Source organism: Janthinobacterium sp. 1L-D-8-B-C4 (genome assembly GCF_057291295.1).
Window position 1 is genome coordinate 30,878 of sequence record NZ_JBXAVX010000008.1, and the last position, 15,303, is coordinate 46,180.

Here is a 15,303-nt window from a genome sequence, read left to right on the forward strand (position 1 = left end):
CATGCACCAGCACGATGTCATTACCGAGCAGTTCGGCAAGACCGCCAATGCCTACCTCAGCAGCGCCATCCACGCCCAGGGCGCGGACCTGGTGCTGATGCAGGAAGCGGCGCGCCGCCATGGCCGACCTGCTGTGCTGGACCTGGGCTGCGGCGCCGGCCACGCCAGCTTTGCCGTCGCGCCGGTGGCGGCATCGGTGGTGGCCTACGACCTGGCGCAGCCGATGCTGGACGTGGTGGAACACGCCAAGGTGCAGCGCGGCCTGGACAATATCAGCACGCGCCAGGGCGACGTGGCCAGGCTGCCATTTGCCGACGCCAGTTTCGACATGGTCGTGACGCGCTTTTCGGCCCACCACTGGGGCGACGTGGCCGGCGCGCTGGCGGAAAGCTGGCGCGTGCTGCGCCCGAACGGCACCTTGCTGGTGGTCGATATCGTGGCGCCGAAAACCGCCCTGTACGACACCACCTTGCAGGCGGTGGAACTGCTGCGCGACGGCTCGCATGTGCGCGACTACCGCACCTGCGAATGGGGCGCCAAGTTCGACAACGCCGGTTTCACGCACAGCCTGCGCAGCGTATGGAAGCTGACCATGCAATTTGACGAGTGGGTAGCGCGCATGCGCACCCCAGCCGAGCGCATCGCCGCCATCCGCAACCTGTTCGACGCGGCGCCAGAGGAAGCGCGCCAGTACTTTGCGCTGCAGGGCGATTACTCGTTCGATATCGACGCGGCCATGTTCGAGGCAACAAAACCGCTGGTGCAATAAAAAAACGGCGCCTGCAAAGGCGCCGTTTTTTTATATCGCCGGCCGAATTACTTCAACTGACCCAACAAGGTCTCGGCATTCGACACTTCAAACTTGCCGCCCTGCTCGATGTTCAATTGCGTCACCACGCCATTGTCGGCCAGCAGCGAGTAGCGCTGCGAGCGCGTGCCCATGCCGTGCTTGGAGAAATCGGCGTCCAGGCCCAGGGCCTTGCTGTAGGCGGCATTGCCGTCGCCCATCATGCGCACGATGCCGGTGGCCTTCTGGTCACGGCCCCAGGCGCCCATCACGAAAGCGTCGTTGACGGAGATGCACCAGATTTCATCGACGCCGGCAGCCTTCAGGGCTTCCGCGTGCTGCACATAACCTGGCACGTGCTGCGCCGAGCAGGTCGGCGTGAATGCGCCTGGCAGGCCGAAGATGGCGATCTTCTTGCCCTTGACCAGGTCCTGCACATTGAACGTGTTCGGGCCCAGCGCGCAGCCTTCGGTTTCGGTTTCGATGAATTCAGCCAGGGTGCCTTCCGGCAGAGTATCGCCGATCTTGATCGTCATGGTGACTCCTTTTTATAGGGTATTGGGGGAAGCCGGCCTTGGGCCGGCACTGCGCGACAGTATGCCTGACTTGCCGTATTTGTGCAGAAATCCCCCATGAAAGCAAAGGCTGAGATCAAAAAAACAGCGGCCCGAAGGCCGCCGTTTGCATCAGTATTTCAGCGTTCGATCAATCAGCCTGTTTGCGCAGGAAAGCTGGAATGTCATACGTCTCCATGCCGTTCTTTTCCATCGCGCGCACCTGCTCGGAAGCGGTTTCACGGCGCCATACGGCTGGCGCCTTCATGCCGTCAAAGCCTGCCGCCGGCGTGGCCGCGCCGACCGTGGTGGTCACGGTTTGCGCAGCGCCCATCGCAGCCGATGGGGTCAGCGGGCTGTTGTGGGTGCCGGTGCGCAGCACTTGCTGCGGTACCAGCTGGATGTTTTTCTTGGCGCGGCCAAGGCCCGTGGCCACCACGGTGACGCGGATATCGTCGCCCATGTCGTCGTCGTAGGCAATACCTTGCGCGATCGATGCGTCCGGCGCGGCAAACGCGCGCACGGCGGCCATGACTTCCTTGATCTCTTTACCCTTCAGGCCACGGCTGGCCGTGACATTGACCAGCACGCCGCGCGCGCCAGAGAGATCAATACCGTCCAGCAGCGGCGAGGCAACCGCCTGTTCGGCCGCGATGCGCGCGCGGTCCACGCCGGAAGCGGTAGCGGTTCCCATCATCGCCTTGCCCTGCTCGCCCATGATGGTTTTCACGTCGTTGAAGTCGACGTTGATATGGCCCGGCACGTTGATGATCTCGGCAATGCCGGCCACCGCGTTGTTGAGCACATCATCGGCGTGCTGCATCCATTCCAGCATGCTTTCGTCTTCGTAGATCTCTTCCAGTTTTTCGTTCAGGATGATGATCAGCGAATCGACGTGCAGGGACAGCTGCTCCAGGCCTTCGTCGGCGATGTCCATGCACTTCTGGCCTTCGTACGAGAAAGGCTTGGAGACCACGGCCACCGTCAGCGCGCCCATTTCCTTGGCCACTTCGGCCACGATCGGCGCCGCGCCGGTGCCGGTGCCGCCGCCCATGCCGGCGGCGATGAACACCATGTGCGCGCCGCGCAGCGCATCGGCGATGCGCGCGCGCGATTCTTCGGCCAGCTGGCGGCCGACGGCCGGTTTCATGCCGGCACCCAGGCCGGTATCGCCGATCTGGATGATGTTGTGCGCCTTGGACGTCGACAGGGCTTGAGCGTCGGTATTGGCGGCAATGAACTCCACGCCCGACATGCCTTTGTTGATCATGTGTTGCACTGCATTGCCACCCGCACCGCCGACGCCGACTACCTTGATGACGGTACCTATAGCTGTGTTATCGACCATATCGAACTCCATGATGTGCTCCTATCAGAATGCGGTTTCCAAGCGCCAGGCCTCATATCGTTAGGAGAGCTGGAGATTGAAAACTGCGGTTAAATTTAAAATAAGTTATGTGTACCTGCGCTGATGCCAAAAAACCTGTACCGCCGGGCGAACTTCAAGCCCTTAAAAATTCCCTAAAAACCATTCCTTCATGCGCTGCCAGACTGCCTTCACCGAGCCATCCTGGCGCGTCACGATATGCCCGCGCAGGTATTGCTTTTTCGCTTCCAGCAGTAGTCCCAGCACGGTCGCGTAGCGCGGACTGCGCACCACGTCGGCCAGCTGGCCGCGATACTCCGGCGTGCCCAGGCGCGCCGGTTTCAAAAAGATGTCTTCCGCCATCTCCACCATGCCGGGCATGATGGAAGTGCCGCCCGTCAGCACGATGCCCGACGACAGCACGCCCTCGTAGCCCGACTCGCGCACCACCTGGTGCACCATCGCGAACAGCTCTTCGACGCGCGGCTCGATCACCGCCGCCAGCGCCTGGCGCGACAGGTTGCGCGGGCCACGGTCGCCCAGGCCCGGTACTTCCAGCGACTCGCCCGGATCGGCCAGCACCTGCTTGGCCACGCCGTAGCGGATCTTGATCTCTTCCGCTTCCGCGGTCGGGGTGCGCAAGGCCATCGCGATGTCGTTGGTGATCTGGTCGCCGGCGATCGGGATCACTGCCGTATGGCGGATCGCGCCATCGGAAAACACCGCCACGTCGGTGGTACCGCCGCCGATGTCGATCAGGACCACGCCCAGTTCTTTTTCATCGGCTGTCAGCACCGCGTCGGCCGAAGCCATCGGCTGCAGGATCAGGTCCGATACTTCCAGGCCGCAGCGGCGCACGCACTTGACGATGTTCTGCACCGCCGATACGGCGCCGGTGACGATATGCACCTTGACCTCGAGGCGGATGCCGCTCATGCCGATCGGTTCGCGCACATCTTCCTGGCTGTCGACGATGAATTCCTGCGGCACCGTATGCAGCAATTGCTGGTCGGTCGGGATGTTAACCGCTTTTGCCGTCTCGATGACGCGCGCCACGTCGGTGGCCGTCACTTCCTTGTCCTTGATGGCCACCATGCCGCTCGAATTGAAGCTGCGGATATGGCTGCCCGCGATGCCGGCATACACATTGCGGATCTTGCAGTCGGCCATCAGCTCGGCTTCTTCGAGCGCGCGTTGGATCGACTCCACCGTGGCCTCGATATTGACCACCACGCCTTTTTTCAGGCCCTTCGATTCGTGCTGGCCCAGCCCGATCACTTCGTGGCGTCCATCGGACATCACTTCGGCAACCACCGCCACCACTTTCGAGGTGCCGATGTCGAGGCCGACGATCAGGTTCTTCGCGTCTTTTGTCATTTCTGTCGCCTAGTTTTTTGGGCTATTGGTTTAATTACTTTGAGTATTCGGTCAAGCCGGTTTTTTGGTCGCACTGCTGGTTTTTTTCCTGATCGCCGGCGCCGGCCGGCCATCCTTGCCTTCGGCCGGTATCACCAGGCCGGCCGAACTCAAGGCCAGGCCATTCTGGTAACGCATGTCGATGGTGTCGATATTGTCCAGGCGGCTGGCCAGTTGAGGATAGATGCCCACCAGCCGGTCGACCCTGGCCTTCAGGGTCGTGTGATTCTGTTCGCGCCCCAGCGCCACGCTCATGCCGTTGCTCAGCTTGACGGTCCACGCATAGCGGCTCGACAACGACAACGATTCAGGCGCCATCTTCAAGGGTGCAAACCATTTTTCCAGGTTCACATACGTCGCCAGCACGTCCTTCTCGCTGCCGTCCGGGCCCGAAAACGCGGGCAATTCATGGTCGTCCTCGGCTTCGGCTACGTTGGCGGTAAACACGTCGCCCTTGACCGACAGCAGCCGGCCGTCCTCGCCCCAGGTACCCAGCGCTTCATGCTCTTCGAGCGCCACGATCAGCTGGTTCGGCCACTCGCGGCGCACGCTGGCGCGGCGCACCCAGGGCACCGCTTCGAACACGCTGCGCACGCTTTCGAGATTGCTGGTGAAGAAATTGCCCTTGATGCGGCCCTGCGTGCCGGCGCGCAGGGTCAGGTAATTCACGTGCCGCAGCCCCTTCGCATCCACGCTTTCCACCTTGATGGTGCGCAGCTCGAACATCGGACGCTGCGACACCCACCACACGCCGGCGGCCACGCACACGACCAGCACAAAGGCCATCAGGCCGTTGGCGGTCGTATTGAGGCTTTTAGCGTCGTGCCACATGTCAGTGTTGTCCCTTGCTGATTTTCAGGCGTGCCGAGGCGACGATTTCCAGGCACAGGTCTTCATAGCTGATGCCCACCGCGCGCGCCGCCATCGGCACCAGCGAGTGGCCGGTCATGCCGGGCGAGGTATTGACCTCGAGCAGGAACAGCGCGCTGTCGGCACTGCGCATCAGGACATCGACCCGTCCCCAGCCTTCGCAGCCCAGCGCGCGGTAGGCCGCCAGCGCGATGCGCTCCATCTCCGCCAGGATCGCCGGGTCCAGCTCGGGCGGGCAGAAATACTGGGTCACGTCCGTGAAATACTTGTTCTGGTAATCGTAATTGCCTTGCGGTGCGACGATCTCGATCGGCGGCAGTGCGCGCGCGGTGGCGCCCTGGCCCAGGATCGCCACCGTAAATTCGCGGCCCTTGATGAATTGCTCGGCCAGCACGGAGTCGTCCAGGCCGGCGGCGATATCGTACGCAGCCTGGAAGGCCGACGCTTCATGCACGGTGGTGATGCCGATGCTCGAACCTTCATGCGGCGGCTTGACGATCAATGGCAAGCCCAGTTCTTCGACCACCTGCGCCAGGTTCGAGTCGTCGGCCAGCACCGCGTATTGCGGCGTGGGCAGCTTGTGCATCAGCCAGATCATCTTGGTATAGACCTTGTCCATGCCGACCGAGCAGGCCATCACGCCGCTGCCCGTGTATGGAATGCCCAGTTGCTCCAGCGCGCCCTGCAAGCTGCCGTCTTCTCCGTAGCGGCCGTGCAGCGCAATAAAGACGCGATCAAAATTTTCAGCGGCCAGTTCGGCCAGGCTGCGTACACCCGTGTCGAAGCCATGCGCGTCGACGCCATGGCTTTGCAAGGCGGCCAGCACGCCGGCGCCCGACATCAGCGACACTTCGCGCTCGGCCGAGCGGCCGCCGAACAGGACGCCGACCTTGCCCAATTGTTTCACATCGATAGCTGAAGCTGCGTTCACGTCAGGCCTTTGCAGTGTTGGTTGTATACGTTGTCAGTTGTTGCGGGATGCCGCTGATCGAACCGGCACCCATGGTCAGCACGACGTCGCCGTCGCGCGCCACGCTCATGATGGTGTCGGCCATGTCGGCCATGGACTCGACGAAGATCGGTTCGATCTTGCCGCGCGCGCGCAGTGCATGGGCCAGCGAACGGCCGTCGGCGGCGACGATAGCCGCTTCGCCGGCAGCATATACTTCCGACAGCAGCAGCACGTCGGGCGCGCCGAGCACTTTCACAAAATCTTCGAACAGGTCGCGCGTGCGGCTGTAGCGGTGCGGCTGGAACGCCAGCACCAGGCGGCGGCCCGGATACGCGGCGCGCGCGGCGGCCAGGGTGACTTCTGTCTCGACCGGGTGGTGGCCGAAATCGTCGACCAGCGCAAAGCTGCCGCCGTTCGGCAGCGCCACGTCGCCATGACGCGTGAAGCGCCGGCCGACGCCGGAAAATTCGGCCAGGCCCTGCTGGGTGGCGCTGTCGGCGATGCCGATCTCGCGCGCAATCGCGATCGCCGAACAGGCGTTCTGCACATTGTGCATGCCGGGCTGGTTCAGCACCACGTCGATGGCAGGGTAGCCTTCCTGCAGCACCGTGAAATGCATTTCCAGGCCGACCGCGCGCGCATTGATGGCGCGCACTTCGGCGTCTTCGGCAAAGCCGTAAGTGGTAACCGGCTTGGTGACGAACGGAATGATCGCGCGTACGTGCGGATCGTCCACGCACAGCATGGCGCGGCCATAGAACGGCAGGCGGTGCGTGAACTGCACGAAGGCCTGCTTGAGTTTTTCAAAATCGTGCTCGTACGTATCCATGTGATCGGCATCGATATTCGTGATCACTTCGATCATCGGCGCCAGGTTCAGAAACGAGGCATCCGATTCATCGGCTTCGGCAACCAGGTAGTCGCCCGAGCCCAGCTTGGCGTTGGCGCCGGCACTGGTCAGGCGGCCGCCGATGACAAACGTCGGGTCCAGCCCGCCCTGCGCCAGCACGGAGGCGACCAGGCTGGTGGTGGTGGTCTTGCCATGGGTGCCGGCAATCGCGATGCCGCGTTTCAGGCGCATCAGTTCGCCGAGCATCACCGCGCGTGGCACCAGCGGGATCTTGCGTGCGCGCGCGGCCGCCACTTCAGGATTATCGTGCGGCACGGCGCCCGACGTTACCACGGCGTCGGCGTCGCCGATGTTTTCCGCCGCGTGACCGAGCATCACGGTTGCACCCAGGCTCGCCAGGCGCTGCGTCGCCGCATTGCTGCCCAGATCCGAACCCGACACCTTGTAGCCGAGGTTGACCAGCACTTCGGCAATGCCGCTCATGCCGCTGCCGCCGATGCCGACAAAGTGGATATTGTTTACTTTATGCTTCACAGAGCTAACCTCATGCCAATTGTTCCAATACGTTTGCGATCGCCTGATTGGCGTCGCGCTTGCCTGCCGCCAGTGCCGCCTGCGCCATCTGCTGGCAGCTGTCGCGGCCAAGCGACGCCAGCATCGCGCCAAGTGACGCCGGATTCATTTCCGTTTGCGGCAAATGAATCGCCGCGCCCTGCTGCGCCATCCACTGCGCGTTATTGCGCTGGTGGCTGGTGGTCGAGGCCACCAATGGCACCAGCACGCTGGCCACGCCGGCCGCCGTCAGTTCCGACAACGTGATGGCACCGGCGCGGCAGATTACCAGGTCGGCCGCCGCATAGGCGCCCGCCATGTCGTCGATAAAATCGACCACGTTGGCCGTCACGCCGGCCTGCGCATACGACGCGCGCAAGGCATCGATATTCTTCTTGCCCGACTGGTGCGTCACCAAAGGCCGTTCGCCTTCCGGCATCAATGCCAGCGCGGCCGGCAGATTGTCGTTCAGCGCCTTCGCGCCCAGGCTGCCGCCCACCACCAGGATGCGCAAGGGGCCGCTGCGATGTTCAAAGCGCGCCGCCGGCGGCGCCATTGCCAGAATCTCGGCGCGCACCGGGTTGCCGGTAACGACCGCCTTGCTTGCCGCAGCGCCAAATTCTGCAGGAAAGCCGAAGCATACCTGCTGCGCCAGCGGAAGCAGTGTCTTGTTCGACAACAGTAATGCCGCATCGGCATTGACCAGCACCAGTGGCACGCCGCACAGGCGCGCCACCAGGCCACCCGGCACCGTCACGTAGCCGCCCATGCCCATCACCATGTCGGGCTTGCGGCGCGCAATAAAGCCGCGGATCGCAAACAGGCTGGCGATCATCTTGAAGCCGCCCTTGACCGTGTGCGCCAGGCCCTTGCCGCGCATGCCGGAAAATTCGATGGCGTCCATGGGAATACCGCTTTTCGGCACCAGCTCCTGCTCCATGCCGTGGGTGGTGCCCAGCCAGCTCACTTCCCAGCCGCGCGCGATCATGGTTTGCGCAATCGCCAGACCGGGGAAAATATGGCCACCGGTACCGGCCGCCATGATCATCAGTTTTTTTGTTTTCAAGTTTTTTACAGTGTTCATAGCCGGCCCCCGCGCATCAGGATCCGGTTTTCATAATCGATGCGCAGCAGGATCGCCAGGCCGATACAGTTGATCAGCACGCCCGTGCCGCCATAGCTCATCAGGGGCAAGGTGAGGCCCTTGGTCGGCAGCAGGCCCAGGTTCACGCCCATGTTGATGAAGGTCTGCACGCCGATCCAGATGGCGATGCCTTTCGCCGTCAGGCCGGCGAAGGTCTGGTCGATGGCGATCGCCTGGCGGCCGATATCGAAGGCGCGCTTGATAATCCAGTAGAACATGCCGATCACGATCAGCACGCCCACCAGGCCCAGTTCCTCGCCGATCACGGCCAGCAGGAAGTCGGTATGCGCTTCGGGCAGGTAGTGCAGCTTTTCCACGCTGCCGCCCAGGCCCACGCCAAACAGTTCGCCACGGCCAAAGGCGATCAGCGAGTGCGTCAACTGGTAGGCCTTGTTCAGCGCATTGTCTTCCTGCCATGGATCGAGATAGGCAAAGAAGCGCTCGCGGCGGAATTTCGACAGCGCGATAATGGTGACGAAAATCGCCGTCAGCATGGCGCCGATGCCGCCGAACCAGATGGCATTCACGCCACCCAAAAACAGGATGCCCATGGCGATGCAGACGATCACGCCAAAGGCGCCCAGATCCGGCTCCATCAGCAGCAACAGGCCGACGAAGCTGACGGCCAGCGCCATCGGCATGAAGCCCTTGGTCAGCTTGTGCATGTATTCCTGCTTGCGCACCGTGTAGTCGGCCGCGTACAGCACCATCACCACCTTCATCAGTTCGGACGGCTGCGGCCGCAGGCCCGGCAGGTTCAGCCAGCGGCGACCGCCGTTGACCGATACGCCCAGGCCGGGAATGAGCACCATCACCAGCAGCACCAGGGTGCCGATGAACAGCCACGGCGCCATCTTCTGCCAGGTGGCGACGCGGATGCGGAACACCAGCGCGCTGGCGATCATCGAAATGCCGATGAACAGTGCCTGGCGCACGACAAAATAATTGTTGGTATAGGCGGCGAACTTGCGCGCGTCCGACAGCGAGATCGAGGCCGAATACACCATCACCATGCCCAGCAGCATCAGCAGCAGCACCACCCAGATCAAAGGCTGGTCGTAGTCCATCATCTTCGACTGCCGCGCGCGGCCGTCCAGCGGCTTGGCAGCCGAGCCGGAACCGAAACCGAATGGCAGCTGGAAGGCCATCAGATATCCTGTCCGTTATCCAGGGCGATATCGCGCACGGCGTCGACAAACACCTGCGCGCGATGCGCATAATTCTTGAACATGTCCAGGCTGGCGCAGGCCGGCGACAGCAGCACCGCGTCGCCCGGCAACGCCAGCGTTGCCGCCTGTTTGACCGCTTCGGTCAGCGTAACGCAGTCGAACAGGTCGACACCGGATGGTTCCAGTGCCGCGCGCAAGGCCGGCGCATCGCGCCCGATCAGCAGCACCGCCCGCACATGGCGCGACGCCGGTTCTGCCAGCGGCGAGAAATCCTGGCCCTTGCCGTCGCCGCCGGCGATCAGCACCAGGCGCTGCTGCGCGCCGCCAAAGGCCTTGCCCAGGCCATTGATGGCCGCCACCGTGGCGCCCACATTGGTGCCCTTGCTGTCGTCGTAGTATTCGACCTGGTTTACGGTCGTGACCAGTTCCACCCGGTGCGGCTGGCCCCGGTATTCGCGCAAGCCATGCAGCAGCGGCGCGAATGGCAGGCCGATGGCGCGGCACAGGGCCAGCGCCGCCAGCGCGTTCGAGGCGTTGTGCTGGCCACGGATTGTCAAGGCGTCGGCCGGCATCAGCTTTTTCGCCATGGTCGGCACCGGCTCGGGCGCCGGATCGTTCTTCCTGCGTTTTTTCTCGATCACTTCTTCGCTCGGCACGGCTTGCGCCAGCCAGAACACGCCACGCTCGTTGACCAGGCCAAAGCTGTCAACCTCCTGCGGCTCGCCGGTGCCAAACGTCACGGTCTCGACCAGCGCATTTTTCATCCGCATCACCGCCGCATCGTCGCGGTTCAATACGCGCACCGTGTGCTCGCCAAAGATGCGTGCCTTGTCAGCGGCATAAGCGGCCATGTCGCCATGCCAGTCCAGATGATCCTGCGACAAATTGAGCACGGTGGCCGCATCGGCTTGCAGGCTGAAAGTGGTATGCAGCTGGAAGCTGGACAACTCCAGTATCCACGCCTGCGGCAGGGTGCTGGCGACCGGCTCGGCGGCATCGGCGTCGGCGTCGACTGGCGCCGGCTCGGCATCGAGCACCTCGCGCAGCACGTCGAGCGCGGCCGGGCTGATATTGCCGGCCACGCGCGTGGCCAGGCCCGCCCGTTCGCACAACAGGCCTACCAGGCTGGTGACCGTGGTCTTGCCGTTGGTGCCCGTGATCGCGATCACTTTCGGCGCATAGCCGCGTTCTGTTTTCAGTGCAGCCAGCGCCTGGGCGAACAGTTCGATCTCGCCCCAGACGGGGATATTTTTTTCAGCCGCCGCCGGTGCAATCTGTGCCAGTTCGCGGTTCGGTGCCAGGCCAGGGCTGACGGCGACAAAGTCGACACCATCGAGCAGCTCGGCGCCAAACGCCCCGGCGATGAATTGCGCGTCCGGCACGCCAGCTTGCAAGGCCGCCAGGCGCTCGGGCGCTTCGCGCGTGTCGGCCACGCGCACAGCAGCACCGCTGCGGGCCAGCCACAGGGCCATTGCCAGGCCGGACTCGCCGAGTCCCAGTACCAGTGCGGTTTGATTGGCGTACATCATCAGCGCAGCTTCAAGGTGGTCAGGCCGAGCAGCACCAGCATCATGGTGATGATCCAGAAACGCACGACAACCTGCGTCTCCTTCCAGCCTTTTTGTTCAAAATGATGATGCAGCGGCGCCATCAAAAATACGCGGCGGCCCACGCCGTAGCGCTTCTTGGTGTATTTGAACCACGCCACCTGGATAATCACCGACAGGGTTTCGACCACGAAGATGCCGCCCATGATGAACAGCACGATTTCCTGGCGCACGATGACGGCGATGGTGCCCAGGGCGCCACCCAAGGCCAGCGCGCCGACGTCGCCCATGAAGACCTTGGCCGGGTGGGTGTTATACCAGAGGAAAGCCAGGCCGGAACCGGCCAGCGCGCCGCAGAAGATCACCAGTTCGCCGGCGCCCGGAATATGCGGGATGAACAGGTAGCGCGCATAGGTGGCGTTGCCGGTCAGGTAGGCGAACAGGCCCAGGGCCGTGCCCACCATCACGGTCGGCATGATGGCCAGGCCATCGAGGCCATCGGTGAAATTGACGGCGTTGCTGGTGCCGACGATCACGCAGTAGGTCAGCGCGATAAAGCCCCACACGCCCAGCGGATAGCTGATGGTCTTGAAGAACGGCACGATCAAATCGGCCTTCGGTGGCAGGTCCATCGCAAAGCCGGACTGCACCCAGGCGTAGATCAGGTTCCACACCTGGCCCGCGTTCGGCTCGGAGATCGACACCGAAAACGCCAGGTAGAACGCCGCGGCCAGGCCGATCAGCGACTGCCAGAAGTATTTTTCGCGCGAGCGCATGCCTTCCGGGTCCTGGTGCACCACCTTGCGGTAGTCGTCGGCCCAGCCGATGGCGCCAAAGCCCAGGGTGACGATCAATACCGGCCAGATAAAGCGGTTCGACAGGTCGCACCACAGCAAAGTGGAAATGCCGATGGCGATCAGGATCAAGACGCCGCCCATGGTGGGCGTGCCGTGTTTTTTCAAATGTGTTTGCGGGCCGTCGGTGCGCACCGCCTGGCCGACTTTCAGGCGCGTGAGCATGCGGATCACGGCGGGGCCGGCGACCAGGCCGATCAGGATGGCGGTCAGCGTGGCGAAAACAGCGCGAAAGGTGATGAAGTTAAAGACCCGCAGTGGGCCAATGTCGTCCTGGAAATAATGAGCGAGCCAGAGCAGCATGATTAGTGAGCTTCCTTGTTATTGTTTGAACCAATCAAATGCTGCACGGCCCGTTCCATTTTCATGAAGCGGGAGCCCTTGATCAATACTGTTGCATCCAAACGGCCAGCCAGGTGCGCATCGAGCGCCGCCAGCAAGCCGTCGAACTGTTCGAAATACTCGACCACCGTACCAGCGGTCGATGTCATGTGGCGCGTCAGGCCGCCCGTCGCCAGCACGTGCTCGATGCCTTTGGCGGCGGCGTAGGCGCCGATCTCTTCGTGGAACTGCTGGCCTTGCGTGCCGACTTCGCCCATCTCGCCGAGCACCAGGATGCGCGGCGCGCCAGCTTGCGCCAGCACGTCGATGGCGGCGCGCGCCGAATCGGGATTGGCGTTGTAGGTGTCGTCAATCACGGTCGCGCCGTTCAATGCGCGCTTTTTCTGCAATCGCCCGGCCACTGGCGCGAACGCTTCCAGGCCCTGTTTGATGGCGTCAAGCTTGATGCCGGCGCCAACTGCGCAGGCAACCGCGGCCAGCGCATTTTTCACATTGTGTTCGCCGGCCGCCTGCAGGCCGACAAAAAACTGCTGCACGCCGCCCTGTTCATCGCGCACGCTGACGAACAGGTCGCTGCCAAACACCTCTGCCGCGCGGTGGGTGCAGCTTACTTCGGCGTCTTTCGACAGGCCGAAGCGGATCACGCGGCGCGTGCTTGCGAGTTCCTGCCACAGCGGCGTAAATTCGTCGCCATGCGGGAACACCGCCACGCCGTCGACCGGCAAGGCGGCCAGCACGGCGCCGTTCTCTCGCGCTACCGCCTCCACCGTGTGCATGAATTCCTGGTGTTCGCGCTGGGCGTTGTTGACCATCGCCACGGTCGGTTCGGCAATCGCCGCCAGGCGCGCAATCTCGCCCGGATGGTTCATGCCCATCTCGATCACGGCCGCGTCATGGTGGGCGGCCAGGCGGAACAGGGTCAGCGGCACGCCGATTTCATTATTCAGGTTGCCGCGCGTGGCCAGGCGGTCCTGTTCGCCGTAGGCGGCGGCCAGGATGGACGACAGCATTTCCTTGACAGTGGTCTTGCCATTGCTGCCGGTCACGCCAATCACCGGCAGGTCGAACTGGCGGCGCCAGAAGTTGGCAATGCGGCCCAGCGCGACCAGCGTATCGGGCACGATGATGGCGGCAACCTTGTTTTCATCCCAACCTTCGGGCAGGGCTTCGACGATCACCGCCGCCACGCCCTGGCGCGCCACGTCAGACAGGAAATCGTGGGCGTCGAAACGTTCGCCGCGCAGGGCAACGAACAGCGCGCCGGCGCCGGCCTGGCGGCTGTCGGTCGTCACGCCGGCAAACGGCGTGTCGAGACGGCCTTCCAGGCGCGCGCCGGCCGGGGCCAATACTGGCAGCACTTGTGCGAGTGTCGCGTGCACGGTCTGCTCCATCAATTGGTCCTCATCATGGTCAGGCGCGCCGACAGCGCCAGCTGCGCATGGTCGGCGTCGGAAAACGGCAGTTTCTTGCCCTTGATTTCCTGGTACGGCTCATGGCCTTTGCCGGCCAACAGGATCACGTCCGGCTTGGCGGCATGCTTGATGGCCGACAGAATGGCGGCGGCGCGGTCTTCGATCGCCTGCGGCTGCGGGCCGTCCTGGCGCATGCCGGCCACGATCTGTTCGATGATGGCGTGCGGATCTTCGCTGCGCGGATTGTCGCTGGTGACCAGCACATGGTCGGCCAGTTGCGCGATGGCGCCCATCTGCGGGCGCTTGCCCGGATCGCGGTCGCCGCCGCAGCCGAACACGCACCACAGCTGGCCGCCACGGTCCTGCGCCACCTGGCGCAAGGCGACCAGGGTTTTTTCCAGGGCGTCCGGCGTATGCGCATAATCGATGACGATCATCGGCGCTTCCTGGCCGCCCACCTGCTGCATGCGTCCCGGCGCCGGCTGCAACGCTTCGATCGCGTCGAGCGCCGCGCGCAATGGCGTGCCGTGGGCCAGCAAGGCGCCCAGCACGGCCAGCGCGTTGCTGATATTGAAGTGGCCCACCAGCCGGGTTTTGACCGGCGCGACGCCCAGGCTGCAGTCGAGCTGGAAGTCGGTGCCGGCGTTACGGCTGCGGAACTGGCTGGCGCGCAGCATCAGCACACCCGGCAGGTCGGGCACCTTGGCCGCATCCTGCAAGGTATAGCCGATCACCGGAATCTCGCCGGCAGGCTTGCCCGCCACATGCGCGGCCAGACGCAGGCCCATCGGATCGTCGAGGTTGATCACCGCCGTTTTCAGGCCCGGCCAGTCGAACAGTTTGACTTTCGCCGCCTCGTAGGCCGCCATGTCGCCATGGTAGTCGAGATGGTCGCGCGTCAAATTGGTAAACATGGCGACGTCAAAGTGCATGCCGGCCGCGCGCTCCTGGTCGAGGCCGATCGACGACACTTCGATCGCCACCGCCTGCGCGCCGCCGTCGCGCAGCACGGCCAGTTTCCTGGCCAGCAGCACGGCGTCGGGCGTGGTGTAGCCGGTGACGTCGAAATCGATCTCGCCACGCGCCTTGCACAGGCCCACGCCCAGGGTGCCGATCACGGAGGACGTTTCACCGAGGCGCGCCAGCGCTTGCGCCAGCCACAGCGCGCACGAGGTCTTGCCATTGGTGCCGGTCACGCCGGCGCTGAACATGGCGCGATCGGGCATGCCATAGTAGCTGTGCGCAATCGGGCCGGCCTGGCGTTTCAGGTCGGGTACGGCCAGGTGCGGTACCTCCAGCGAGACGTCGCCTTCGGCCTCGTCATGCACGATGGCGGCGGCGCCCAGCTTGATGGCGGCGTCGATGAAGCGGCTCGCGCCGGCATAGGCGAAAAATACATCGCCGCGCTGCACGCGGCGGGAATCGGAGGTCAGCTGCGCACCCGGGGCGGCAGCCTTGATCCACGAACTGATGTCTTGTATGGTCATG

General features: G+C 63.7%; 13 protein-coding genes. 1 reads left to right on the forward strand and 12 read right to left on the reverse strand.

The genetic code is table 11. The features are described 5' to 3' along the window. Position 1 precedes the first annotated feature (1 nt). Complete coding sequence (locus AC0Z42_RS15300; protein WP_485469064.1) at positions 2-769, forward strand: class I SAM-dependent methyltransferase; 768 nt, start codon at positions 2-4, stop codon at positions 767-769. Between the two features lie 47 nt (positions 770-816). Here the strand turns inward: AC0Z42_RS15300 and AC0Z42_RS15305 are convergent, their stop codons facing one another. The 12 genes from AC0Z42_RS15305 to AC0Z42_RS15360 all read right to left on the reverse strand — a co-directional run bounded on the left by AC0Z42_RS15305 (position 817) and on the right by AC0Z42_RS15360 (position 15,302). Beyond that, complete coding sequence (locus tag AC0Z42_RS15305) at positions 817-1,323, reverse strand: redoxin family protein (RefSeq protein ID WP_485469065.1); 507 nt, start codon at positions 1,321-1,323, stop codon at positions 817-819. A 169-nt stretch (positions 1,324-1,492) separates the two neighbouring features. Further along, positions 1,493-2,701 carry a cell division protein FtsZ gene (gene ftsZ, locus AC0Z42_RS15310; protein ID WP_485469066.1) on the reverse strand — a complete coding sequence of 403 codons (1,209 nt, stop codon included), beginning with the start codon at positions 2,699-2,701 and terminating at the stop codon, positions 1,493-1,495. Positions 2,702-2,851: 150 nt separating this feature from the next. After that, positions 2,852-4,084 (reverse strand): cell division protein FtsA, encoded by a 1,233-nt coding sequence (ftsA, locus tag AC0Z42_RS15315; protein ID WP_094443323.1) that lies wholly within the window; start codon positions 4,082-4,084, stop codon positions 2,852-2,854. Between the two features lie 51 nt (positions 4,085-4,135). Next, positions 4,136-4,954, reverse strand: coding sequence for a cell division protein FtsQ/DivIB (locus AC0Z42_RS15320; protein ID WP_485469067.1), 819 nt, complete (start codon positions 4,952-4,954; stop codon positions 4,136-4,138). A 1-nt stretch (position 4,955) separates the two neighbouring features. Beyond that, complete coding sequence (locus AC0Z42_RS15325) at positions 4,956-5,924, reverse strand: D-alanine--D-alanine ligase (RefSeq protein WP_485469068.1); 969 nt, start codon at positions 5,922-5,924, stop codon at positions 4,956-4,958. A 1-nt stretch (position 5,925) separates the two neighbouring features. Further along, complete coding sequence (gene murC / locus AC0Z42_RS15330) at positions 5,926-7,329, reverse strand: UDP-N-acetylmuramate--L-alanine ligase (RefSeq protein ID WP_485469069.1); 1,404 nt, start codon at positions 7,327-7,329, stop codon at positions 5,926-5,928. 10 nt (positions 7,330-7,339) lie between these two features. After that, complete coding sequence (gene murG / locus AC0Z42_RS15335; protein ID WP_485469070.1) at positions 7,340-8,431, reverse strand: undecaprenyldiphospho-muramoylpentapeptide beta-N-acetylglucosaminyltransferase; 1,092 nt, start codon at positions 8,429-8,431, stop codon at positions 7,340-7,342. Continuing rightward, positions 8,428-9,639: a putative lipid II flippase FtsW gene (gene ftsW, locus AC0Z42_RS15340; RefSeq protein WP_485469071.1), complete on the reverse strand. Its 1,212-nt coding sequence runs from the start codon at positions 9,637-9,639 to the stop codon at positions 8,428-8,430. Before ftsW ends, murG begins: the two co-directional genes overlap by 4 nt. Then, positions 9,639-11,189 (reverse strand): UDP-N-acetylmuramoyl-L-alanine--D-glutamate ligase, encoded by a 1,551-nt coding sequence (murD, locus tag AC0Z42_RS15345; protein WP_485469072.1) that lies wholly within the window; start codon positions 11,187-11,189, stop codon positions 9,639-9,641. Before murD ends, ftsW begins: the two co-directional genes overlap by 1 nt. Beyond that, positions 11,189-12,364: a phospho-N-acetylmuramoyl-pentapeptide-transferase gene (mraY, locus tag AC0Z42_RS15350; RefSeq protein WP_065308356.1), complete on the reverse strand. Its 1,176-nt coding sequence runs from the start codon at positions 12,362-12,364 to the stop codon at positions 11,189-11,191. The genes murD and mraY overlap by 1 nt, the downstream gene beginning before the upstream one ends. Before the next feature lie 2 nt (positions 12,365-12,366). Next, on the reverse strand, positions 12,367-13,782 hold the full coding sequence (locus tag AC0Z42_RS15355; RefSeq protein WP_485469073.1) for a UDP-N-acetylmuramoyl-tripeptide--D-alanyl-D-alanine ligase: 1,416 nt from the start codon (positions 13,780-13,782) through the stop codon (positions 12,367-12,369). A gap of 11 nt (positions 13,783-13,793) precedes the next feature. Beyond that, on the reverse strand, positions 13,794-15,302 hold the full coding sequence (locus AC0Z42_RS15360; RefSeq protein WP_485469074.1) for a UDP-N-acetylmuramoyl-L-alanyl-D-glutamate--2,6-diaminopimelate ligase: 1,509 nt from the start codon (positions 15,300-15,302) through the stop codon (positions 13,794-13,796). Position 15,303: the final 1 nt, after the last annotated feature.

Coding starts and splice junctions, on each gene's coding strand:
- AC0Z42_RS15300 (WP_485469064.1), top strand. CDS start 2: ATGCACCAGCACGATGTCATTACCGAGCAGTTCGGCAAGACCGCCAAT.
- AC0Z42_RS15305 (WP_485469065.1), bottom strand. CDS start 1,323: ATGACGATCAAGATCGGCGATACTCTGCCGGAAGGCACCCTGGCTGAA.
- ftsZ (WP_485469066.1), bottom strand. CDS start 2,701: ATGGAGTTCGATATGGTCGATAACACAGCTATAGGTACCGTCATCAAG.
- ftsA (WP_094443323.1), bottom strand. CDS start 4,084: ATGACAAAAGACGCGAAGAACCTGATCGTCGGCCTCGACATCGGCACC.
- AC0Z42_RS15320 (WP_485469067.1), bottom strand. CDS start 4,954: ATGTGGCACGACGCTAAAAGCCTCAATACGACCGCCAACGGCCTGATG.
- murG (WP_485469070.1), bottom strand. CDS start 8,431: ATGAACACTGTAAAAAACTTGAAAACAAAAAAACTGATGATCATGGCG.
- ftsW (WP_485469071.1), bottom strand. CDS start 9,639: ATGGCCTTCCAGCTGCCATTCGGTTTCGGTTCCGGCTCGGCTGCCAAG.
- murD (WP_485469072.1), bottom strand. CDS start 11,189: ATGATGTACGCCAATCAAACCGCACTGGTACTGGGACTCGGCGAGTCC.
- mraY (WP_065308356.1), bottom strand. CDS start 12,364: ATGCTGCTCTGGCTCGCTCATTATTTCCAGGACGACATTGGCCCACTG.
- AC0Z42_RS15360 (WP_485469074.1), bottom strand. CDS start 15,302: ATGACCATACAAGACATCAGTTCGTGGATCAAGGCTGCCGCCCCGGGT.